Raw genomic sequence first — 21979 nt, forward strand, 5'->3', positions numbered from 1 at the left:
AAACGTTTCAACGTACTAATAAACACAAATATTTCAAAAAACCCATCGTAAGTCAATGGATTTTAGATTAAACCTTAATGATTAAATGCTTTTTAGACTCCTTTTATTGTTTGAAGTTGAAGTTTTTATGCGTGAGTTAATGGTGTGTGCATCTGCTCGATCACTTCTCGTGCGTTACTTATAGTGCCTACATTTTCAACACTTATCAGAAGTTTATTCTTGACCTCTTTCATCTTACTGTCATGTGGGTTTGACTTGATGAAGCTGAGCACGTTTCCAAATCTTGGCGACTGAAAGTACTCCTGTGGCTTTTTGTCAGAAATGTAGCAACGCATTTTATTGTTTTTGATCGTCACCTTTTCAAAACCTATTTGAATTGCTTTCCACCGAAGTTTTACCGTTTCTGTCAGGTTGTTAACACCATTTGGAAGTGGGCCAAACCGGTCTTTCATCATTTTAATAAAGTCATTTAGCTCCTCTTCAGACTTTAAGTCATCAAGTTTGGTGTAAAGCCCTAATCGTTCAGAGATATTACTTACATAATCTTCAGGGATCAACGCTTCAAAATCTGTTTCCACATTGCAGTCTTCAATCATTTTTTCGACTGCATCCTTGTTTTTCATAAGGTCCGTTTCGAAAAGCTGCTTGAACTCACCTTCTTTTAGTTCCTGCACCGCTTCGTCTAGAATTTTGTGGTACATGTCAAAACCCATGTCATTGATAAACCCGCTTTGTTCTGCACCAAGTAAGTTTCCGGCTCCACGAATGTCCAGGTCTCTCATCGCTACCTTAAACCCATCTCCCAGATCAGAAAACTCTTCAAGTGTATTAAGACGTTTACGTGCGTCACTTGTAAGTACGGAAGTTGGAGGCGTCAGCATAAAACAATATGCTTTCGTATTGGATCTTCCCACCCGACCCCTCATTTGGTGAAGGTCAGAAAGCCCAAACATATGGGCGTTGTTAATGATGATGGTATTAGCATTTGGAATATCAAGGCCACTTTCAATGATATTGGTTGATACCAGCACATCATATTCGCCTTCAATAAACTTTAGCATTACCTTTTCTAGCTGAGCTCCTTCCATTTGACCATGTGCAATTCCAATTTTTGAGTCAGGTACGAGTTTGAAAATCATATTGCCCACTTGCTCAATATCGCTGACACGATTGTGAACCATAAAAACCTGTCCGCCCCTTCTAACCTCATGACTTACTGCATCGCGAATGACTTCTTCGTTGAACTCATGTAGTTCCGTTGTGACGGGCCGCCTGTTTGGTGGAGGAGTAGAAATAATTGACAAATCTCTAGCACCCATTAGTGAGAAGTGTAGTGTTCTTGGGATTGGTGTTGCTGTCAGTGTTAGCGCATCAACATTCACTCGCATATCTTTCAAACGTTCCTTCACCTTCACTCCAAACTTTTGCTCCTCATCTATGATCATTAAGCCCAGGTCTTTGAACTCAATGTCTTTGTTCACAATTCGGTGAGTACCGATAAGGATATCTATTTTTCCCTCCTTGACTCTTTTCTTTATATCATTGATCTGTTTAGTGCTTTTGAAGCGATTGATATAGTCAATGGAGACGAGCATACTTTCAAGCCGAGCGGCAAATGTCCGGTGGTGCTGCATAGCAAGAATAGTAGTGGGAACCAGTACAGCCACCTGCTTACCTGAGTTAACGGCTTTAAATGCAGCACGTATTGCAATCTCTGTTTTTCCGAAACCAACATCCCCACAAACCAACCGGTCCATTGGGTGCTCCAATTCCATATCTGCTTTTACATCAGAGGTGGCCATTGACTGATCTGGAGTATCCTGATACATGAAGGAAGATTCAAGCTCTGCCTGCAGGTAATCATCCGGAGGAAACGCATACCCCTGAGCTGCCTTTCGCTTTGCATAGAGCTGAATAAGATCTTTCGCAATGTCCTTAACCTTTCGCTTTACTTTTTTCTTCTTGTTTTCCCATTCTGGTGAACCAAGTTTATTGATTGAAGGAGGTTCCCCTTCTTTTCCGGAATATTTTGAAACCTTGTGTAAGGAATGCAAACTGACATACAGCAAATCATCATCTCTGTACACGAGCCGCATTGCCTCCTGCTTATTACTACCAACATCTACAGTGTCCAATCCGGCAAACCGCCCAACGCCATGATCAATATGGGTTACAAAATCTCCAGGCTGGAGCGTCTTAAGTTCTTTGAGCGTTAGTGCTTTGCTTTTGGTAAACTTCTCTTTTCCCTTGTAACGATGAAATCGGTCAAAAATCTGATGGTCAGTATAAAGGCAGATTTCTTCATGGTCGTCTATGAAGCCTTCACGAAGGGAGGCGGTTACACCATCGAATGAAATCTCCGGATCAATTTCTTCGAAAATTGTTACAAGACGCTCGATTTGCTTGAAGGATTCTGCTGCAATAAGTTTTTGATAGTTTCTTTCCTGCAATTCCTTTAAGCTTTCGGCAAGTAGCGAAAAGTTTTTATGGAAGGAGGGTTGTGGGCGGACGGCAAGTGTGAGCTCCTCATCGGGCGGAAGGTAGAACCTGCTTCCAAACTCAACTTTCTTGAATTTCTCTAAAGATTGAGTAAATGAATCTTGGGTTTCAAACAATTGGTTGGGTGAGGTAATCAATTTAGAGTCGCCGCTCATTTCTTTTATCACCTGAAACTGCTCTTCTACCTTGTGAAAAGACTTATCAATAATATCAAGCGATTGCTGGTGATCTTTCAACCAGATTACGGTTTCTGATGGAATGTAATCCAGGAATGACTGCCTTTCTTCGCTTACCAATTTTGTTTGTACATTCGGAATAAGCGAAATGTGATCAAGTTCTTTAGTTGAAAGCTGAGATTCAGGATCAAACTCTCTTATGGTTTCGACTTCATCGCCAAAAAGCTCTAACCTGTATGGCTGTTCATGGGAATATGAAAACACATCGATGATGCCGCCTCGAACAGAAAATTGTCCAGGCTCATATACAAAATCTGTTTTCTCGAAATCATATGTTATTAGCAGGTCGGCAAGAAATTCTATATCCAGCTGTTCGCCAGGCTTTGCAGTAAAGGTGTTGGATACAAGGGATCGCTTGTTTATTACTTTTTCTGAGAGGGCTTCCGGATAAGTGATGATTAAAAGATTTTGCCGATCATTAAGCTCATTGAGCACCTCGGCCCTTTGCAGAATGTTCGCATTCTCAATTTCTTCATAGTGATATGGCTTTTTGTATGAAGATGGGAATGAAATAAATTCATCCTCAAGAAAGTTTGATAGATCCGTACTGAAGTATGATGCTTCTTCAAAATCATGAAGAACGATGAGGTGTATTCCTCCAATTTTTTTAAATGTAGCGGCAACCAGTACTGCATCATAGCTGCCTGCAATTCCCTTCAACCGCAACTGTTTTTTCTTATTGAGGCTCTCTGCTATTGCTTCAACGTTGCTGCTCTCCTGGTACTTTAGTAGTAAATCTTTCGTATTCAAACCCACATTCAAAAATTAGATTGGCAAAAGTAACGTTTATACTACATGCACAAGCCTCAAATGGTTTTGACCATCACACCAGTAGATACTTGTTAATAGATCATAAGCGGTCATTCATCTAAAAAATGAACTATTTCAAGATGTGATTGCAACATTTAGTGTCTTTCATGTGTATTAAGAGCAAAGACATTCATAATAAATTGAACTTCGTTCGTTTATTGAAAGACTTTCTTTTAGGTTAGGTTGGTGATTAGGCGTGTACCGTTCTTCGGGCACGCCTTCTCTTTTTTTGGTTCATTCCTATTCTACAAATCCTTCGCTAATTTCACTTTAGGTTTAACTTTAACGCATGAAAAGATTCGTCCTTCCATTAATTACGCTCTTAATAGTTTCTCAATCTTTTGCCTGGGGCCCCACTGGTCATCGAATAGTAGGTTTAATAGCAGAGCGGCACCTTACTAATAAAGCAAGGAAAAACATTGAAAAAGCATTGGGGTTTGAAACCCTTGCTGAGGTAAGTTATTACATGGATTTTATTAAGTCAGATGACAAATATGATTACATGTATGACTGGCATTTCGCAACTATTCCAACAGGAAAAACCTACGAAGAAGCGGGCACTCCTGAGGAAGGTGATGTGATAGTGGCCCTTCAACGTTTAATTTCTGAGCTGGAAACAAAGGAATTTACAGATGGGGATGAAGCGTTTGCGTTGAAATGTCTCGTTCACCTAATTGGAGATATTCACCAGCCGCTCCATGTTGGTAATGGAGAAGATCGGGGTGCGAATGATGTGAAATTAGACTTTTTCTGGAAAAGCTCTAACCTGCACAGGGTATGGGATAGCCAAATGATAGAGGAGCAAAAGTTTAGCTATACAGAATACGCAGAATGGATAGATCACCCTACTGCAAAACAGCTTGAAGATTGGTCTTCTCTTAATGTTTTAGATTGGGCTTATGAATCAGTGAAGTATCGGGAACAGTGTTATAACACGGTACCGGAGGACAAAAAGCTAAGCTATGATTATGTATACGAAAACTTAGATTTATTAAATCAGCGATTGCTTCAAGCGGGTATAAGACTGGCTAATGTCTTAAATGAAATATACGGTTAGAGAATAGTCATTCGAAGTTTATCCGCTGCATGTTCTAGATCCACTAAAGCCTCAATAGCAAAAACAGTTTCCATGGGGACCTTTAATATTTGGGCCGCATGGCTCACCTGCTCTTTTTCATCTTGAGCATAATCACCATCTGCACTTGACATCCGGATGGCATCATAGATGAGCAACTTGTTGAAGTTTGCAAATGAACTTGAGTTGAAATCATAAAATATTTCCTCCAGATCACCTTCTTCAAAATCATACTCCTCCCAGTCGGCAATAATATCTTCGTCCACACCAACAGCTTGTGCACATTCGATTGTGAGCCACTCAAGCTCGGGATCAGAAACCTCTCCATCAGAACCGGCGATTGTCAGAAGTGCATACCCATACTGTCTCCATGACTCTTTTGGAACCATCGTTATTCCGTAAAAAGAAGGTGCTATTTTGAATATTTCCATGCTCATGCCGTTCTGATTTAAGATTTGGACAAACCAAATTAATTTGTTTTCATATGAAAATGAACAACTTCGCGGGGGGAATTTTATTTTTAAGGTTTTGACAACCAAATCAATGTTTACGGATAAAGACAAACAGCTGATAAAGCGTAAGGGAATTGAGGAAAGTCAGATTGAAGATCAGCTGATGAGATTTAAAAATGGTTTTTTACCAGCTCCTCTGTTGGCTCCTGCTACTGTTGAGAATGGCATTTTGCTACTTAGCAAAGAGGAAGTAGATCATTATACTTCAAACTATGATGAATCTGAGCTTGAAGTGATGAAGTTTGTTCCTGCATCAGGTGCTGCTACACGAATGTTTAAGCCACTTTTTTCTTTTCTGCAAAAATTTGATGGGACGAAGGAATCTTTTGATACGTATTGTCAAGAACATAAAAAGACTAAAAAGTTCTTTGAAAACCTGAACCGATTTGCGTTCTACGAAGAACTCAATGAAAGCTTTACCCAGACACATGGAATCTCTGTTGATCAGGCCCTAAATGATTATAAGCATGATGATGTTATTTCACATCTCCTTTATAATGAAGGTCTGAACTATGGATCGCTTCCGAAGGGACTTCTTAAATTTCATAAATACGATACGGAAAGCAGAACACCAGCCGAAGAGCACTTGGTCGAAGGAGTTACATATGCGAAAGGGAAAAACGGGGTTAAAATACACTTCACTATCTCCCCAGATCACCAGGCAAAGTTTGAAGATCATATTATAGCAAAGTCGGCAGAAAAAAACATTGATGTTTCATTCAGTTTTCAGCAGGCAGACACTGATACAATTGCAGCAACACCGGAGTGTGAACCTTTTCGCGCGGATGATGGGAGTTTACTATTCAGGCCAGCTGGTCACGGCGCATTACTGGAAAACCTGAATGCGCTAAATGCTGATGTGATTTTTGTAAAAAACATTGATAATGTAGTTCCTGACAGACTCAAGGAAGAAACGATAAAATACAAGAAAGTTCTGGCCGGTGTTCTTCTGGCTTATCAGGAGCGTGTTTTTAACCTTCTTAAAAAAGCCGATTCTGGTGATGATGTCACCTCAGAAGCCAAAAGCCTTTTGTCCGAACTTGGAATGAAAGGAGGTTACTCAAATAGTGAAACTGTTCGTCTTTTAAACAGGCCTATTCGCGTTTGTGGCATGGTGAAAAATGAAGGAGAGCCTGGTGGTGGACCTTTTTGGGTTAAAAAACAAGATGCTCAAACGCTTCAGATTGTAGAGTCTGCACAAGTAGACACAAGTAGTGATGAACAACGCGAAATTTTTGAAGCAGGAACTCATTTTAACCCGGTAGATCTGGTGCTTGGAGTAAAAAACTACAAAGGAGAAAAGTTTGACCTTATGCAATTTAGGGATGATGAGGCAGGTTTTATTTCAGAAAAATCATACAACGGACAAAAGTTGCTTGCCATGGAGCTTCCGGGATTATGGAATGGGAGTATGGCTGATTGGAATACAGTTTTTGTAGAGGTTCCGCTCATCACTTTCAATCCGGTAAAAACTGTAACAGACCTTCTTAAAGAAAATCACTGCTAAAGCACTTCTTTCAACATCCGATCAATTTCGCCGTAATCGAAGGGCTTCCTAAAGGCATGCTGGATTTTTTTTAACTCAATTGACTTTTCGATGACTTCATCCGAATCAAAGCCAGTCAACAAAAAGCAGGGAATGTCAAGCAGCGCAGGCTTTATTTTATTGATGAATTGTAGCCCGTCCATTTCGGGCATTCTCAGGTCGCTAATAATCGCGTCAATGCGATTTTGATTTTCTGAAATTTTCTCGAAAGCTTCAGCTGCTGACTGTGCTGTAAGTACATCATAATCTTTCTCAAACCTTTTCTCCAAAACGAAAAGGTTGATTAATTCATCATCTACAAATAATATAGTACGTCTCACTTCACATCAAAAGAGATGACAAATTTAGAACCTTTTCCTGGTTTTGATGTTACCTCAACTTTTCCGTTGTGATCTTCGATAATTTTATATGTAATGGATAGACCAAGCCCCGTGCCTTGTCCAACGGGTTTTGTTGTGAAGAATGGATCGCTAATCTTGCTCAGGTTTTCTTTACTGATTCCAACCCCATTATCAGCTATTTCAACAGTTATCTTACTTCCACTTTTGCGTGTTTTGATAAGGATTTCACCGTCTTTCTCAATCGCTTGCTCAGCATTAGAAATGATATTTAGAAAAGCCTGATGAAGCTTACCCTCATTGCCCGGAACCACTAATTTTTCATCAGTGAAATGCTTTTCAAGCTTACCCTTATATTTTAATCGTGGTTGGAGCATTATGATACTATTCTGGAGTATGTCATGAAGATCACATTGCTCATCCATTGCTTCCGTATTTCTGCTAAAATGATTTAGGCTGTTTACAATCACGGAAGCTCTGCTTAGCCCCTCTTTTATGATATGAATACACGGCGAAGCTTCAAATTTCAATTCTTTTTCATCTTCCAAACCCTGCTCTAGTATCTCAACTCCTCCTTTGATAAAGTTTAGTGGGTTATTGATTTCATGCGCAACACCCGCTGAAAGCATTCCCAGAGAAGCCATTTTTTCTGATTGAATAAGCTTATGTGTAGCCTCTTGAAGCTGTTTCATCGAATCTCCAATTTTTTGGTTTCGCTTAACTAATGCATTTCTGAACAGGAAAGTATAGATAATGACACTGGCAAAAATGAATGAAACGCAAATGAATGAGTGAGCTATCTTAAACTCTTCCGGTAATATGTTCTTGGTATATCCCAACAAGGTTAGCGGTAGTATAGAGAACATACAAAGCCCCGCCAGAACCATAAAAATATACCGATCCTTGACCGGCTTGTAAAAAAAAGCGAGCAGAGGGGAAATAAGAAAAATAGGATAAGCCGGTGACATTGTGCCACCTGTATAGAAGATCTGTACAAAAAATGCAATGAGGGTAGTTAGAATTGATAGTCTAAAGAGGGCTGGAAGTTCTAATGTGGACAATGATAGGAGCCCAAGGATTAAAAAGACGAAAAATGCTCCAAAACACGACTGATATATGATTTTTACATCAGCAACGTAATAAAAGAAACCAAAGCCCAATGATGCGACATAGGCTGATATCATTAATAAGCGATAAAATCCAGCTTCTCTGGAAAGGTATTGACTAGTACTCAATTGGCGGGTGATTATTGGCTGGTGGAATTTAGTAAATCTGTCGCATTTATAGCAACATAGGGCTAGGCAACTTTTGCACTTTTCACACTTTCTTCCAATAGGGAGTAAACTTCATTCACCTCTGGCGTTGGTTCTGACTGTTCTGATTTGAGTTGAAAAAGCGTTAACTCCTCTTTGGTGATAAGTTGAACCCTGATTGAGATCAAGTATTCTTCCACGGAGTTTCTTGCAGCCGTAGTGTACTCATCTATAAACTGGGAGTGAAGGGTTATTGTAGAAATCATTTTTAGCGGTTGGTTTTCCTGATGGTATGTCCCTATGATGGCTGTGAACGTATTGTTTTCCAAATCAATGGTTAGACTTGATTTTTGTGAAAAGAATATGCGTTTTATCACAATTGTAGCAATAACACCCACTATCAGGATAACCCCATAAATGACACCTGCGGAAAATACAGGGATAGATAAAAAGATCGTCACAAAAAGAAGGACAACTATACCCATAATCCCGGTGCGATGTTTAATGATGATTTTACCATCCCTGGATTTGAAGGAATAGCCGTTTTCTCCAAGAAGATCGATCGCTCTCTGGCTCAGATTGGGTGACTTCATAAGTAACTATGTTAAAAAGGCTTTTGGCCTTTAACGATTACTTTAAGGTAAGAAAAATTTATTAGTAAATCTTATTTATTATCGAATAGTGCATTTAAGAAGGTTTGAGCCAACTGAAAGAGCAGCTGTTTTTAATAGCCGTGTACAAGCCTTTCGAATAGTGACCAGATCCTCACTGAGATTAACCGAATACCCGTTGTACTCCAGCATGTCAAGGGCTTTATGACTCAGTGTATCACTTCTCATCAACCAACTCAAGATCAATTGTCCTGCGATCAATGTCGGTCTTGGCAACCAGTACTTTGAGTTTATCTCCTAATGTTATAATGCGTTTATTGTTTCTCCCAATCACCCGCATTTGCTTTTCATCAAACTCATAGAAGTCATCATTGAGGTCGCTCATGCGAATCATTCCTTCACATTTTGTTTCGATGATCTCCACAAATATGCCCCATTCAGTCACACCGGAAACGATCCCTTCAAACTCCTGCCCAAGCATGGTTTCCATGAACTCCACCTGCTTGTATTTGATGGAGGCACGCTCAGCATCAGCCGCTCGCTTTTCTCTTTCAGATGAATGCATACAAAGCGGTTCATACTCTTCATTGCCTACATTCTTTCCTCCTTGCAAATAATGCTCGAGGAGTCGGTGCACCATCACATCCGGATACCTTCGAATAGGAGAAGTAAAATGCGAGTAATGATCAAACGCCAATCCAAAGTGACCCCTTGGATCCGTGGTGTATTTGGCTTTTGCCATGGACCGAATAGCCAGTGACTCAAGAACGTTTTGCTCCGGTTTGCCTTCAATGTTTTCCATCAGCTTATTTAGACCATGGGAAATGTTGTTTCCGGTATCCACCTTGTGACCAAACTTTGCAGCGAATGAAGCGAACGTGCTCAACTTTTCCGGGTCCGGATCATCATGTACCCGATAAACGAAGGTTTTGCTTCCCTCTTCTTTGCCTTTTTCTTTCCACTTGTAGATGTGTGTGGCCACTTCTTTATTAGCAAGGAGCATAAACTCCTCAATCATTTTGTGGGCATCTTTTCGCTCCTTCGGGATTACTTCAAGTGGTTTGCCATCCTCATCCAGTCGGAATTTTACTTCTACTGTTTCAAAGTTTACTGCTCCCTGCTGGAATTTCTTTTTTCGGAGATGCTTTGCAATGTTATTGAGTGTGACAATCTCTTTGGTGAAATCACTATCCAGCCCTTCGATTCTTTCCTGGGCTTCCTCATAAGTGAATCGGCGGTCCGATTTAATGACGGTTCGTCCAAACCACTTTTTAGAAACCACTCCTTTTTCATCAATCTCAAAAACGGCAGAAAAAGTGAGCTTTTCTTCGTTTGGTCGCAATGAGCATAGGCCGTTCGACAATCTTTCCGGCAGCATGGGGATTGTGCGATCTACCAGATACACAGAAGTGGCCCGCTCGATGGCTTCTTTGTCCAACTCCGTACCCTCTTCCACATAGTGAGATACATCTGCGATGTGTACACCTATTTCATATTTTCCTTTTTCCAGCTCTTTGATAGAAAGTGCATCATCAAAGTCTTTTGCATCATGCGGGTCAATGGTGAAAGTGGTGATATCCCGAAAGTCCCGACGCTTTTTGATTTCCTCGTCCGTTATGAGGTCAGGAATTTCATCGGCTGCTTTTTCAATCTTTTTCGGGAATCGGAATGGTAATCCAAACTCCGCCATGATGGAATGAATCTCAGCTTCATTCTCACCAGCTTGTCCCAAAACTTCAGTTACAGTTCCAAGTGGACTTCTGTTTTTCGCATCGTGCCATTTGTCAATTTTGACCATGACCTTATCATTCGCCTTAGCCTTCCCAATTTTCTCTGGATAGACCATGATGTCGAAATGGATGTTACGGCTGTCGGGGACTACAAAAGAGAACTTTTGTGAAATTTCTATTTTACCTACAAACTCATCCCTGTTTCGTTTGAGGATGTTCACCACCTTGCCTTCGGCTCGATAGCCTTTGCCGGCCGGCTTAGTAAGAATCACACTCACTAAATCGCCATGAATAGCGAATTTCAGGTCGTTTGTTTTTACCCAAATATCTTCATCAGGTTCTGGAGTCACTACATAGGCAAAATTTGCGTTTACATGGTCGACCGTCCCCTGAATGTATTCGCTTTCAGCGTTGCTGACGAAGCGACCGTCACTGAGTCGTCTGATTTTCTCTTTGCTTTCGAGGCTGAAAAGCTGACTTTTAAGGTAATCTTTTGATTTTTTGTCTCGTAGTTTTAGTTGTCTGATAAGCTCTCTATAACCGTACGACTTCCCATCATTAAGGGAGAAAATTTCGTGGAGCTTGCTCTTTATTTCTTTTACGTGATTTGGTTGTTGTTTGGATCGTGATCCTAGTTTCTTTTTTCGTTTTTTACTCATGTTTGTTTTTTTGACCGTGCGGTCATTTTACGATGTTTATCTGACCTGGATCGATCAGAGGTAAATTATTGAGGCGGAGGTAGAGCTGTGCCGTTGCGATTATATCTTTTTGGCAATATTCCTCAATTTTCTTTAACCCATCTTTTTCTTCATAATATGTTTTTGTCACCATTGAGCCGTCCAGCTCAGTTTTGCTGGAGGGTATCCCAAAGATGTTGGTAAGTAAATCCAGTGAAGTAAAGCTTTTCCAATCGCCAAACTTCCAAAGTTCCATCGTGTCGATGTGATTTACCTCCCAGGGTTTTTTCCCGGTCATATTTAGCGACCAGGGGATTTTAATGTCGTTGATCAGCATGCGGCGGCACAGGTAAGGGAAATCAAATTCTTTTCCATTGTGTGCACACAGCTTTAGATTGTCTTGATCGAACTTAGATTCTATAAAATTTTTAAAGTCAGTTAATAATTCTTTTTCATGGTCTGATGCGAGCGTTTTAACTCGCAAGGCAGGCTTTCCTTTGTGTTCATGATAGAAGCCCATTCCTATCACTATGATTTTTCCGAACTCTGCGTAGATAGCAGCCCGTTCTTCATAGAGCTCTTCGGGGGGTTTTTCTTCAGGATTACGAATAAAACCAGCTTTTCGTTCCCAATGTTTTTTTAAAGTTGGAGAAAGCTGTTCAATGTTCTCGTTTCCCGAGACGGTTTCAATATCAACTATTAAGAAATCTTGAAAGTGGTTTTGCATCAATCATGCAAGATACCGTTCATTTCCAATTCTTCAATGAAGGTGAGGTTTTCTTCAACGATGGAATCAGGTACAAAGATAAACTTTTTGTCATATACCCGCCCGTCAATAAAGTAACTCACCCAATATTCATTATTCAGATGAAAAACAGACTCATCAATTGGTTCAATCAAAGCATATTCGCCAGAATCAATGAACGGAATCATGTGTCTTAGGGTGGAGGTTTTTTGTTTTTCTGTTTTAGTCTCACCATAGCCTTTGGATGTGACCATTGTATTTTCCAGTTTGTTCTCATTTCGGTTGATAAGAAATACTTTCCACCCTTCATCGTCTTTGGCTATCACCACGTGAACGTCTTTGACCGGAGCAAAATCAATGTCTTTCCGCATAGCGCAAATTTGGGATCATTCTGCATAAAAAATGAAAACCACTTTCCTTATTCTTTAGGCTTGGTTTAGTTTGCCGCTTTATTTGTAATGAAAAACCCTGAAAACAATAGAATCTTTCCATTTGTATGGCCCTGGAAGGGAGTCAACAACCAGACACTTAGTTGGACGCAACTGGCAAAGCAAAAGGCTTTTTCTATTTCGTACCTTATTGTTATTTGGTCAATCATTGGAATTTTGGGCTTTGCGTCAACCCGAAACTGTGAGGGTTCATGGCAGATAGCACTTCAGTGTGACTTTGCTTTTTGGGTTAAAAACCTTAGAGAAGATCCCTTAATATTTGTGAGGAACATGTTTACCACCTTGTTTCTGCACAATGGGTTTGATCATATACTTTTCGTTTCTGTCATTGGAATCCTAATTATTGTACAGTCACATGAAGCAATATTTGGGTTTAAAACGACGGCATTAATTTTCATTTCTGCTTATATGACAGTAGCACCATTTTTTGGTGCTTTTTATACTGTAGGTCTAGACCTGTATCCTGACAGTCAATTCATGCAATTCGCTTTTGCGAGAAACTGGATGGGAGGCTCGATAGGGATGTTTCAGGTTTATGGAGCATTGGCTACAAAAAGCAGAAAACCATTGGTAATGTTAATGATTCCCGTGTTTTTTGAGCTATTCAACCTTTTTGTTTTTGGAATCGACCTCCATATTTCACTCATGCATGTTATGAGTACGTTTGTAGGATATGGTCTTTCGTTGTGGTTGGTGAAAAAATGATTATTGGATCAGCTCCATCTCGAATACAGCAGCTAAGTTTTTTTTCAGCTTTTTCTCTACTTCTTTGATATCAATTTCGTGACCTAATTCTTTCTGCAACGAGGTAACGGCCTTATCCTGAATTCCGCAAGGGACGATGTAATTAAAGTACTCAAGGTCTGTATTCACATTAAACGCAAACCCATGCATGGTGACCCACCGACTGCTTTTCACACCCAATGCACAAATTTTTCGTGCTTTCGCTGTATCATCACCATCCAGCCAAACACCAGTTAGTCCTTCAACGCGTCCAGATTCGATTCCATATTCTTTGAGTGTGAGAATCACCCCTTCTTCCAGAAAACGCAAGTACTTATGAATGTCAGTAAAGAAATGATCGAGATCAAGAATGGGATAGCCTACAATTTGGCCGGGACCATGATAGGTGATGTCACCACCTCTATTGATTTTGTAGAAGGTTGCCTTTTTTTCTTTCAGGAAAGCATCATTGGCCAGGAGGTGATTTTCATCTCCACTTTTTCCAAGTGTGTATACATGAGGATGTTCACAAAATATTAGATAGTTTTTGGTTTCAATTTGATCAGCCTCCGGAAGCTTACGGTTTGAAATTTTTTGGTCTACCGTTTCTTTGAATAGATTTTCCTGAAAATCCCAGGCTTCTTTGTAGTCTTTAAGACCTAAATGAATGAATTGTGTTTTTTTATTCACTAGCTACAGCTCTATGTAGGTTTCCAACAATTCAAGCTCACCATCTGGTTCAATGTTATATTGTTTCATGCAGGCGGGGACCAATATTACCTCACCAAATTTGATGGTTTCTCCTCCAATTTTTCCAGACCCACCAACGGCAATATAGATTTTAAAACAATCGAGTTCTGAGCGGTTTATGGTTTTTGGTTGATCAAGAATAAACTTATTGGTAGAAAAATAGGGTGTTGAAACTATGGGAATTGCTTCATTTAGAACTGTTTCATATTTGCTTTTCAATTGTTCTGGTTTTGAAAAGTCAATTGCATCTAAAGCTAGTTCCGTATGAAGCTCTCTTTTTTTTCCTCCCTTGTCAATACGGTCGAAATCATAAATGCGATAGGTTACATCAGAGGTTTGTTGCACTTCAGCGATGAGCAACCCTTTGCCAATGGTGTGAACTCTACCAGCAGGAAGATAGAATGCATCACCTTCTTTTACCTCTTCTCTATGCAAAAGACTAGTTAGTTGCCCGCTTTCTAAATGTGTTAAATATTCCTCTTTGTTTGAATCTTTTTTAAACCCGTTAATGAGGGAAGCAGCTTGATCAGCTTGAACAACATACCACATTTCTGCTTTCCCGGGACAATTATGCCTTTTCTGAGCAAGTTTATCATCTGGATGTACTTGAATCGAAAGGTCTTTCGCCGCGTCAATAAACTTTATTAGAAGAGGAAATTCGGCACCAAATTGCTGATATATTGAGCTACCAACCAAATCAGCTTTATATTCTGAAATAAGGTTAGTAAGCTGATGCCCTTTCAGCACTCCTTCGGATACAATAGAGGTGTTTCCAGGAACTCCGGAAAGCTCCCAGGTTTCGCCACAATTATCTAGGTCTCCTAAGTCCTTTCCAAGAATCGTTTTAATCTTCTGTCCACCCCAAAGCTTTTCTTTGAAGATGGGATTGAATTTTAATGGATATAATTGTGACATTAATTTAAAATATGGCCGTGCGGCCCTCGCACATGGATCGCAAAACTAAAGGTATTCAGGGTGAAGGAATAGCAAAAAGGTATTACGAAAATCAGGGTTGCGAAATTTTGGAGACAAATTACCGATATCTGCGAGCAGAAATAGATTTTATTGCGCTTCAGGATGAGGAGCTTCTGATCTTTGTTGAGGTAAAGAACCGTAGCAGAAGAGATTTTGGAGAAGCAGAAACATTTGTTTCTGCTGCACAGCAGAATAGAATCAAAGATGCGGCTGAAGAATACATTTTTGGTATTAATTGGAATAAAGACATACGGTTTGATATAGTCTGTGTGGACTCTTCCGGAAAAATAGAGGTGTTTGAAGATGCCTTCTAATTAGTTTTGCTCTTAATGAATAAGCCAATCAACCTAGCCATCTTTGCTTCAGGCAGTGGCACCAACGCTGAAAACATCTCGAAACACTTTGAAGATCATGATAGCATTCAGGTGAAAGAAATTCTTTCCAACAGGAAATCAGCGGGTGTACATGCCCGTGCTGAAAAACTAGAAATCCCTTCAGCCACTTTCAGTCGAGAACAATTCAATGACCCATCATTTATAAAACAGTTGTCTGATTTTGACTATATTATTCTGGCAGGGTTTCTATGGCTAATCCCACGATACCTAATTAAAGCATTCCCAAACAAAATCATCAACATTCACCCTGCTCTTCTACCAAAATTTGGAGGAAAAGGCATGTATGGTACAAATGTTCATAAAGCTGTGATTGAATCAGGAGATAAAGAATCAGGCATTACCATTCACCTGGTGAATGAAGAATATGATAAAGGAAAAATTCTTTTTCAGTCAAAATGCGAGGTAGCTAAGAACGATACACCCGAATCATTGGCACAAAAAATACATGCGCTTGAGTATGAGCATTTTCCGAAGGTTATAGAGCGTGTTGTTTTAGGTTAACCGACTACTTTTGTACGCCGAACAATTGAGCCCCATTAATATTTCATTAAATCATGTCTACTAAGAAAATCCAATCTGCCCTTATTTCTGTTTTCCACAAAGATGGCCTTGAGCCCATAGTCACAAAACTTGCTGAGCAAGGAGTAAAGATTTACAGTACCGGAGGAACAGAGAAATTCATTAAGGAACTGGGTATCGACGTGATTCCGGTGGAGAGCCTGACAGACTACCCTTCTATTTTCGGGGGTCGAGTAAAGACACTACACCCGAAAATTTTTGGAGGGATACTCCATAGAAGAGATAATGAGTCTGATTTATCAGAAGCAAAAAAATTCGAAATCCCACCTATTGATTTGGTAATTGTGGATTTGTATCCGTTTGAAGAGACAGTGGCAAGTGGTGCAGGAGAGGACGACATCATCGAGAAAATTGATATCGGAGGAATTGCACTGATTAGAGCGGGAGCCAAAAACTACAAGGATGTGGTAATGGTGAGCTCTCGTGAATATTATCAGGACTTACAGAATATCTTAGATAATCAAAACGGTGAGACTACCGAGGAGGAGCGGAAATTATTTGCCGCTAAGGCATTTGCTACCTCCAGTCATTACGACTCAGCCATCTTCAACTGGATGAATGCAGAAAAGCAAGTTCCTGCGTTCAGGGGTTCATCAGCGCCTGGCAGAACATTGCGATATGGAGAGAACCCACATCAGAAAGGATATTTCTATGGGGATTTTGAGGCATACTTTGAGCAAATCCAGGGAAAAGAGATTTCATATAATAATCTTGTAGACATTGAAGCTGCCGTACAACTAATGGCAGAGTTTCCCGATGACATTGCTTTTGGTATCTTGAAGCACAATAATGCGTGCGGCATTGCAACTGGCCAATCAGTTCTGGAGGCTTATAAAAGAGCTTTTGCAGCAGATACAGTTTCCGCATTCGGCGGTGTTTTAATCACCAACCAGGAAGTGGATAAAGCTGCAGCAGAAGAAATGAGTAGCTTGTTTTTTGAGATTTTGATTGCACCAACATTCGCCGTGGATGCGCTGGAAATTCTTGAGAAGAAGAAAAACCGAATCCTCCTTATTCAGAAAAAACCGTGGCATCAGGAGGTTCAATACAAAAGCTTGCTGAATGGCACCATTGTTCAGGATTATGATTTGAAATCCGAATCCAGAGATGACTTGGAAGTAAAAACCAAAAAAGCTCCAACTGCTGATGAAGTGAAGGATTTATTGTTTGCCTCTAAGGTTTGTAAACAATCAAAGTCTAACACCATTGTGCTGGCGAAAGACGGTCAACTTCTGGCAAGTGGCGTTGGTCAAACATCCAGAGTAGACGCACTGAACCAGGCGATAGAAAAGGCCGGTAAATTTGGGTTTGACCTAAACGGTGCGGTTATGGCTTCTGATGCCTTTTTCCCATTCCCGGACTGTGTGGAGATTGCTCACAAAGCAGGTATAACAGCTGTGATCCAGCCGGGCGGATCTATCAAGGATCAGGATTCCATATATTATTGTGATACCAATGGCCTTGCGATGGTGATGACAGGAACCAGGCATTTTAAGCACTGACAGAGTCAGTTTTTATGTTTTTCTAACCACAGAGATCGCAGAGTTTTTCACAGAAATCACGGAGAGAATATTTATACTTCTCTCTGTGTTCTCTGTGTATTTCTTAATGTCTCTGCGGTTAAACCCTTAAGAAGTCAACTTCATCAACAATTCCACCAATTCATCTTTTTTCATTCCTTTAAAATGTTTCTTGCGCTCTGAATCATTCATCTTTTGCATTTTTTTTACAAAATCACTTCCTAAAACTTCTACCGCATGGTTTTCAGGAGCTCCAAAAATTTCGATTTCATCTATGGCGGTATTCAAAACTTCCTTCCCCTTTAGCTTTGCCGTTTCAACAGGCTTATAACTAGAACTGGAATCACGCAAAGCCCAACTGCTGTAATCAATTTTTAGGTTATTGATTTGCTTTGCCCGTGGGTCATTTTCCCCAAAGATTCGTTCCAGCACAGTGATCGCACTGGTTTTCCAGGCTTCCAGATCAAAACTTTCTTCTTCCAGCTTGCTGATCTGTTTTTTGAGGAGTTTGATGTATTGGGATTTCATTAAGGTTAAGTTAATTACTTAAATAGTGAATTGGCAATAAGTCCATTAATTAACCATAATGTGCAGGTAACAATTAATCATTAATTGAACTCTCCTCAAGTGACCGCTTTTACTTTTTTACGATTCTTCGGTTGATAACGTCTCCCCCCACTGTTTCAATTTGAATAATGTATGAACCACTCGAAAGTTCGTTTAAATCCAGCAGGTTAGTTGAAAAGGTTTTTAACTTGTTACCCGACAGATCAATGATACTTGCAGTTTTGAACCCTTCAGATTTGATATAAATATATCGGCGTGTTGGGTTGGGATAATAGCTTAGTCTCACTTCATCACTTCCAAGTGAGACATCAAGCACAGTGATGTAGTCTGACTTTGCTTCTGAAACAAACTGTAGTTCGTTGGCGATTGAAAGAGTCACATCATATGTTCCACCCTCTTCATATAGAATACTTGGATTTTCTTCCGTTGAGGTTTCGGGAGACCCACCATCAAAGGACCATTCCAGTTCGGTGAAACCTCCAGTGCTCTGATTTGAAAACACCACGCTATTGCCCGCTTCCACTTCTAACACATCACTTGAAAAGTCTGCCACCAGAGCTTCTTCATAAAGAATCTCCCAGCCACCAGCCAGCCCAACCGAATCACTTTTGAATGTAATAAATACGATGTTAGAGCTTGAGTAATTAATTGATTCTTGCAGTTCTTCGTTGGTATATGATACTAGCAACTCAGCCTGATCATCGCCACCGTCATAGATATTCAAGGTATCGCCATCTCCTATATGAAGGTCTCTGAATATTAATGCCAAGGACTCTATTCCAGATGCTGCAATCAACCAGGAACAATCAAGGTAAGCAGCGTATTCAAACGGGCCGCTTCCGTCTTCAAAAGTTCCGTTAGACGAGGTAAAGGTTGTCATACCATCACAACCTTCAGGATCATACACCTGCATAAAAGCACTTCGAATCAGTGTGTCGGTCTTTTGTCCGTCATTAACTACAAGCTTAACTTCAAAAGACCCTTCTTGATTATACTGAACTATCGGATTTTCTAAAGTAGACGTTTCAGGTGTTCCGCCTTCAAAGTGCCACTCAAAGGAAGTCACCACTCCGGAGCTTCGATCTGTAAACTGCACGCTTTGACCAATTACGATTACAGTGGTATCGGCAACAAAGTCCGCAATTAGGATTGTGTCCTTGACAAAAACCAGGTCCTCTTTTGTTATGCTTTGTGTTGTAGTCGTATCACTTATAGAAAGTGTCACTGAATAGGTCCCCGGCTCGGGGTAGGTGATCACCGGATTTTGGTCGGTGGAAGTAGCTGGCTCACCACCAGGGAATTCCCAATTCCATTCCACAGGCTCTCCTACACTTAGGTCGCTAAAGCTGATGCTATCGCCAACAGTAATTTCAGTTTTGTCCTGTGTGAAGTCGACTTCCAGACTATCGGGTCGTTCTACAACCTGAATGAAATCTGCTTGTGTGTCTCGAGCCTGTAGATTCCCTTGAAAAATTTCTAACCGGACATAATAGGAGCCTAACTCCTCATAAACCACACTAGGGTTTTGAACCTCGGAAGTGCCGGGGTTCCCGCCCTCAAATTCCCACTCCCAACGTTCCGGATCTCCGGTACTCTGGTCGGTAAACTGAACCGTATCTCCAATGAAGACCGTTTGTTTGTCAGCAGAGAAAATGGGATCCAATTCTTCATCAGAAGCAACAGTGATGTATTCTGTTTTGGTAAGTGTACCTGTTGAATCACCATTTGAAACTTCAAGTACGACATCAAAAGTGCCAACGCTATCATAACTGATCGAAGGGTTTTGTTCTGTAGAGGTTGATGGTGTTCCACCTTCAAAGCTCCATGACCAGGAGGAGGGGCTGCCAATAGATTCGTCAGTAAATTGAACATTTTGAAATTTGATGACTTCAGTCTTATCTGCAGAAAAAGCTATAATCAATTGACCATCAAACTCAGTGACGGTGATAAACCCTTCTTTGCTTTCAACATCAGAAGTAGTACTGTTACTGACTTCTAACGTGACACCATAAATCCCAATACTATCATAGGCCACTACTGGGTTTTGCTCATTTGAAGTTGATGGAGTGGCCCCTTCAAATGTCCAGCTCCAGGCTGTAGGATTTCCTGATGAGAGGTCACTGAAGGTTACATCTGCGTTTGGTCTGACTTCTTCAGCATCAACGGAGAAGTCTGCAGTTACTGTTTCTATGACATTTATTAAGCCAACTTCAGTAATTGTGGCAGTACTATCCGCATTGCCCACAGTTAAACTTACATCAAATTCACCGGTAGAATTATAGGTAATTGTTGGGTTTTGTTCTGTTGAGGTTGATGGCGTGCCTCCCACAAACTGCCAACCCCAGGAAGTAGGTGAGCCATTGGAGTTGTCAGTAAATGTGACGGATGAGCCGATCTCAATCAGCGTGTCTGAGGCGGTGAACTCCGGAGTTAAAATAGCTTCCGGGTCAATGACAGTTATTCCTTCAGTGACAGTTTTGGTATTGGAAGAGCCTCCTTCATTACTCACTGTAAGAGTGACACTGTAGGTTCCTGCAGTATGGTAAGCAACCGAGGGGCTTTGCTCTGAAGAGCTGGAGGGTGTTCCGCCCTCGAAAGTCCAACTCCACTCGTTGGGGTTGCCGGTGGATAAATCTGTAAACTGAACAGACTCACCGAGATTGACCTCTGCGGACAATGGCTCAAAGTTGGCTGTAACAGGACCGGAGGTTGGGATCACATTCGTTGTGACAAAGATTGAATCTTCTGAAAGTGAGCCGGTGACATGAGAAATAAATCCATTATAAACATTGAAGGTTCTATCACCAAGTGCAGACTTGAAGTTTGCATCAACTTCTTTTCTGCCTCCACCGGATAAAGGCATTGATAACCTCTGCGCATATGCTCCTTCACTACCACTATAATTACCACGATACATAAAGAAGAAATCATCTAAAACTTTATCATAGGCGGCATAGGTGAAATTGCTTGGTACATATTGTTCTAAAACTATCGATTCGATGAAGCTGAAAGTTCCAACCCCTATGGTATAATGATATATCGTGTTGAGGTCTGTTTGCACATTATTATCCGTGTAAAAAATGTGCTGTGTGTTTGAATTATCAATAAAGGTTTGCGCGTGTTCTACATCATGATCAGGGTTATTTGTGATAGTCTGTAGTGCGTAAGCACCTCCTGACTCATAAAATATTTCCAGATCATCCGGGCTTATATCTAGTACACCTCCGACTATATTCGATCCTGTTCTTTTTGGAAGTATAGGGTAGTCTTGTGAGTAAATATTGATGCCATCCATCACAATTGCCTCATCGTAGTTCCACCCACTTCCGGATTTTGTAGCTATGATCAAGTATTGCTCATAGCCAATAGAAGCGTATGTATCTGAAAAGTACGCTACATTAATTCCTCCATTTTGATCTATAAAAATGGCTGGTGAATGATTTACGTAGGCATCTGTGTATTCGGTAGCGGTATTTGATGTTGGGTCTGTTGGGTTGGTTGATACTTGTTTAACCTCAAAATTGCCGTCACCGTCAGGGTCACCTGCATACATCACAGCATAATTGCCACTAGGACAACATGATTGGTCATTATCTCTTTTCACAAACCAAGCTAAATGAGGGCGATTATTATCATCTAAAACAAGCGTTGGATATCTTTTGATTTCATTAGATATGTCGTCATCAACAACATACGTTTGTACGGAGCTATTATCGTAAACACTATACATTACATCGCGTGTGTTTTGATCATCCCTTACCCATGCAATGTGAGTGCGATAATTTTCATCTAATAGTGAGTATATCTCAGTAATCCTTCCAGTAAAGGGGTCGTGTAGGTCGGCAGCAAAGGCAAATGTTGAAAATGTGGTATCGACCTGAGCGTATGAAGGAAGCAATAAGGTGATAAAAAAGAGGGTGATGATCAGCTTTTTCATGAGAATAATATGTGGGTTACCCTCAATTTACATAAAAAGCAAAGCAGACTTA

Annotated in this window: 18 protein-coding genes; 6 read left to right on the forward strand and 12 right to left on the reverse strand. The window is 40.5% G+C overall.

What is annotated here, in order from left to right; translation table 11 throughout:
* Positions 1-125 precede the first annotated feature (125 nt).
* On the reverse strand, positions 126-3485 hold the full coding sequence (gene mfd / locus CHB71_RS01125) for a transcription-repair coupling factor (RefSeq protein ID WP_089355593.1): 3360 nt from the start codon (positions 3483-3485) through the stop codon (positions 126-128).
* A 349-nt stretch (positions 3486-3834) separates the two neighbouring features.
* Here mfd and CHB71_RS01130 point away from each other — a divergent pair, with 349 nt between their 5' ends.
* Positions 3835-4602: a S1/P1 nuclease gene (locus CHB71_RS01130; protein WP_089355038.1), complete on the forward strand. Its 768-nt coding sequence runs from the start codon at positions 3835-3837 to the stop codon at positions 4600-4602.
* Here the strand turns inward: CHB71_RS01130 and CHB71_RS01135 are convergent.
* Positions 4599-5057, reverse strand: a complete 459-nt coding sequence (locus CHB71_RS01135; protein WP_089355039.1) for a tellurite resistance TerB family protein — start codon at positions 5055-5057, stop codon at positions 4599-4601. The two genes, CHB71_RS01130 and CHB71_RS01135, sit on opposite strands and share 4 nt — an antisense overlap.
* Before the next feature lie 106 nt (positions 5058-5163).
* Between CHB71_RS01135 and CHB71_RS01140 the strand changes: the two genes are divergently transcribed.
* On the forward strand, positions 5164-6639 hold the full coding sequence (locus tag CHB71_RS01140) for a DUF4301 family protein (protein WP_089355594.1): 1476 nt from the start codon (positions 5164-5166) through the stop codon (positions 6637-6639).
* Here the strand turns inward: CHB71_RS01140 and CHB71_RS01145 are convergent.
* From CHB71_RS01145 to CHB71_RS01170, 6 genes are all read right to left on the reverse strand, one after another.
* Positions 6636-6998 (reverse strand): response regulator, encoded by a 363-nt coding sequence (locus CHB71_RS01145; RefSeq protein ID WP_089355040.1) that lies wholly within the window; start codon positions 6996-6998, stop codon positions 6636-6638. The genes CHB71_RS01140 and CHB71_RS01145 overlap by 4 nt on opposite strands.
* Entirely contained in the window at positions 6995-8251 is a 1257-nt protein-coding gene (locus CHB71_RS01150; protein WP_144017289.1) for a sensor histidine kinase, read from the reverse strand. Before CHB71_RS01150 ends, CHB71_RS01145 begins: the two co-directional genes overlap by 4 nt.
* Positions 8252-8313: 62 nt before the next feature.
* On the reverse strand, positions 8314-8862 hold the full coding sequence (locus tag CHB71_RS01155) for a hypothetical protein (RefSeq protein WP_089355042.1): 549 nt from the start codon (positions 8860-8862) through the stop codon (positions 8314-8316).
* A 235-nt stretch (positions 8863-9097) separates the two neighbouring features.
* Positions 9098-11269, reverse strand: coding sequence for a ribonuclease R (gene rnr, locus CHB71_RS01160; protein ID WP_089355043.1), 2172 nt, complete (start codon positions 11267-11269; stop codon positions 9098-9100).
* Positions 11270-11291: 22 nt separating this feature from the next.
* The gene (locus CHB71_RS01165; protein ID WP_089355044.1) at positions 11292-12014 is read right to left on the reverse strand and encodes a 3'-5' exonuclease; all 723 of its coding nucleotides are present in this window, start codon (positions 12012-12014) and stop codon (positions 11292-11294) included.
* Complete coding sequence (locus CHB71_RS01170; protein WP_089355045.1) at positions 12014-12403, reverse strand: hypothetical protein; 390 nt, start codon at positions 12401-12403, stop codon at positions 12014-12016. The genes CHB71_RS01165 and CHB71_RS01170 overlap by 1 nt, the downstream gene beginning before the upstream one ends.
* Positions 12404-12490: 87 nt before the next feature.
* Between CHB71_RS01170 and CHB71_RS01175 the strand changes: the two genes are divergently transcribed.
* Complete coding sequence (locus CHB71_RS01175) at positions 12491-13186, forward strand: hypothetical protein (RefSeq protein WP_089355046.1); 696 nt, start codon at positions 12491-12493, stop codon at positions 13184-13186.
* On the opposite strand, the gene lipB is transcribed toward CHB71_RS01175, so the two are convergent.
* The gene (gene lipB / locus CHB71_RS01180) at positions 13187-13894 is read right to left on the reverse strand and encodes a lipoyl(octanoyl) transferase LipB (protein ID WP_089355047.1); all 708 of its coding nucleotides are present in this window, start codon (positions 13892-13894) and stop codon (positions 13187-13189) included. It lies immediately after the preceding gene.
* Positions 13895-13897: 3 nt separating this feature from the next.
* On the reverse strand, positions 13898-14869 hold the full coding sequence (locus tag CHB71_RS01185; RefSeq protein ID WP_089355048.1) for a type I phosphomannose isomerase catalytic subunit: 972 nt from the start codon (positions 14867-14869) through the stop codon (positions 13898-13900).
* 17 nt (positions 14870-14886) lie between these two features.
* Between CHB71_RS01185 and CHB71_RS01190 the strand changes: the two genes are divergently transcribed.
* The 3 genes from CHB71_RS01190 to purH are packed head-to-tail and all read left to right on the forward strand — an operon-like array spanning position 14887 to position 17405.
* Positions 14887-15243: a YraN family protein gene (locus CHB71_RS01190; protein WP_245811192.1), complete on the forward strand. Its 357-nt coding sequence runs from the start codon at positions 14887-14889 to the stop codon at positions 15241-15243.
* Positions 15244-15258: 15 nt separating this feature from the next.
* The gene (gene purN, locus CHB71_RS01195) at positions 15259-15825 is read left to right on the forward strand and encodes a phosphoribosylglycinamide formyltransferase (RefSeq protein WP_089355050.1); all 567 of its coding nucleotides are present in this window, start codon (positions 15259-15261) and stop codon (positions 15823-15825) included.
* Positions 15826-15878: 53 nt separating this feature from the next.
* Positions 15879-17405, forward strand: coding sequence for a bifunctional phosphoribosylaminoimidazolecarboxamide formyltransferase/IMP cyclohydrolase (purH, locus tag CHB71_RS01200; protein ID WP_089355051.1), 1527 nt, complete (start codon positions 15879-15881; stop codon positions 17403-17405).
* Between the two features lie 126 nt (positions 17406-17531).
* On the opposite strand, the gene CHB71_RS01205 is transcribed toward purH, so the two are convergent.
* The gene (locus CHB71_RS01205; protein ID WP_089355052.1) at positions 17532-17951 is read right to left on the reverse strand and encodes a hypothetical protein; all 420 of its coding nucleotides are present in this window, start codon (positions 17949-17951) and stop codon (positions 17532-17534) included.
* Between the two features lie 109 nt (positions 17952-18060).
* On the reverse strand, positions 18061-21927 hold the full coding sequence (locus tag CHB71_RS01210; protein WP_089355053.1) for a PKD domain-containing protein: 3867 nt from the start codon (positions 21925-21927) through the stop codon (positions 18061-18063).
* Positions 21928-21979: the final 52 nt, after the last annotated feature.

It is taken from the genome of Ekhidna lutea (assembly GCF_900188325.1).
In the GTDB taxonomy this organism is placed as follows: Bacteria; Bacteroidota; Bacteroidia; order Cytophagales; family Cyclobacteriaceae; genus Ekhidna; species Ekhidna lutea.

What these genes read in the sequence shown, in the direction of transcription:
- CHB71_RS01130 (WP_089355038.1), top strand. Translation starts at nt 3,835, where the DNA reads ATGAAAAGATTCGTCCTTCCATTAATTACGCTCTTAATAGTTTCTCAA.
- CHB71_RS01135 (WP_089355039.1), bottom strand. Translation starts at nt 5,057, where the DNA reads ATGAGCATGGAAATATTCAAAATAGCACCTTCTTTTTACGGAATAACG.
- CHB71_RS01140 (WP_089355594.1), top strand. Translation starts at nt 5,164, where the DNA reads ATGTTTACGGATAAAGACAAACAGCTGATAAAGCGTAAGGGAATTGAG.
- CHB71_RS01155 (WP_089355042.1), bottom strand. Translation starts at nt 8,862, where the DNA reads ATGAAGTCACCCAATCTGAGCCAGAGAGCGATCGATCTTCTTGGAGAA.
- rnr (WP_089355043.1), bottom strand. Translation starts at nt 11,269, where the DNA reads ATGAGTAAAAAACGAAAAAAGAAACTAGGATCACGATCCAAACAACAA.
- CHB71_RS01165 (WP_089355044.1), bottom strand. Translation starts at nt 12,014, where the DNA reads ATGCAAAACCACTTTCAAGATTTCTTAATAGTTGATATTGAAACCGTC.
- CHB71_RS01170 (WP_089355045.1), bottom strand. Translation starts at nt 12,403, where the DNA reads ATGCGGAAAGACATTGATTTTGCTCCGGTCAAAGACGTTCACGTGGTG.
- CHB71_RS01175 (WP_089355046.1), top strand. Translation starts at nt 12,491, where the DNA reads ATGAAAAACCCTGAAAACAATAGAATCTTTCCATTTGTATGGCCCTGG.
- CHB71_RS01185 (WP_089355048.1), bottom strand. Translation starts at nt 14,869, where the DNA reads ATGTCACAATTATATCCATTAAAATTCAATCCCATCTTCAAAGAAAAG.
- purN (WP_089355050.1), top strand. Translation starts at nt 15,259, where the DNA reads ATGAATAAGCCAATCAACCTAGCCATCTTTGCTTCAGGCAGTGGCACC.
- purH (WP_089355051.1), top strand. Translation starts at nt 15,879, where the DNA reads ATGTCTACTAAGAAAATCCAATCTGCCCTTATTTCTGTTTTCCACAAA.
- CHB71_RS01205 (WP_089355052.1), bottom strand. Translation starts at nt 17,951, where the DNA reads ATGAAATCCCAATACATCAAACTCCTCAAAAAACAGATCAGCAAGCTG.
- CHB71_RS01210 (WP_089355053.1), bottom strand. Translation starts at nt 21,927, where the DNA reads ATGAAAAAGCTGATCATCACCCTCTTTTTTATCACCTTATTGCTTCCT.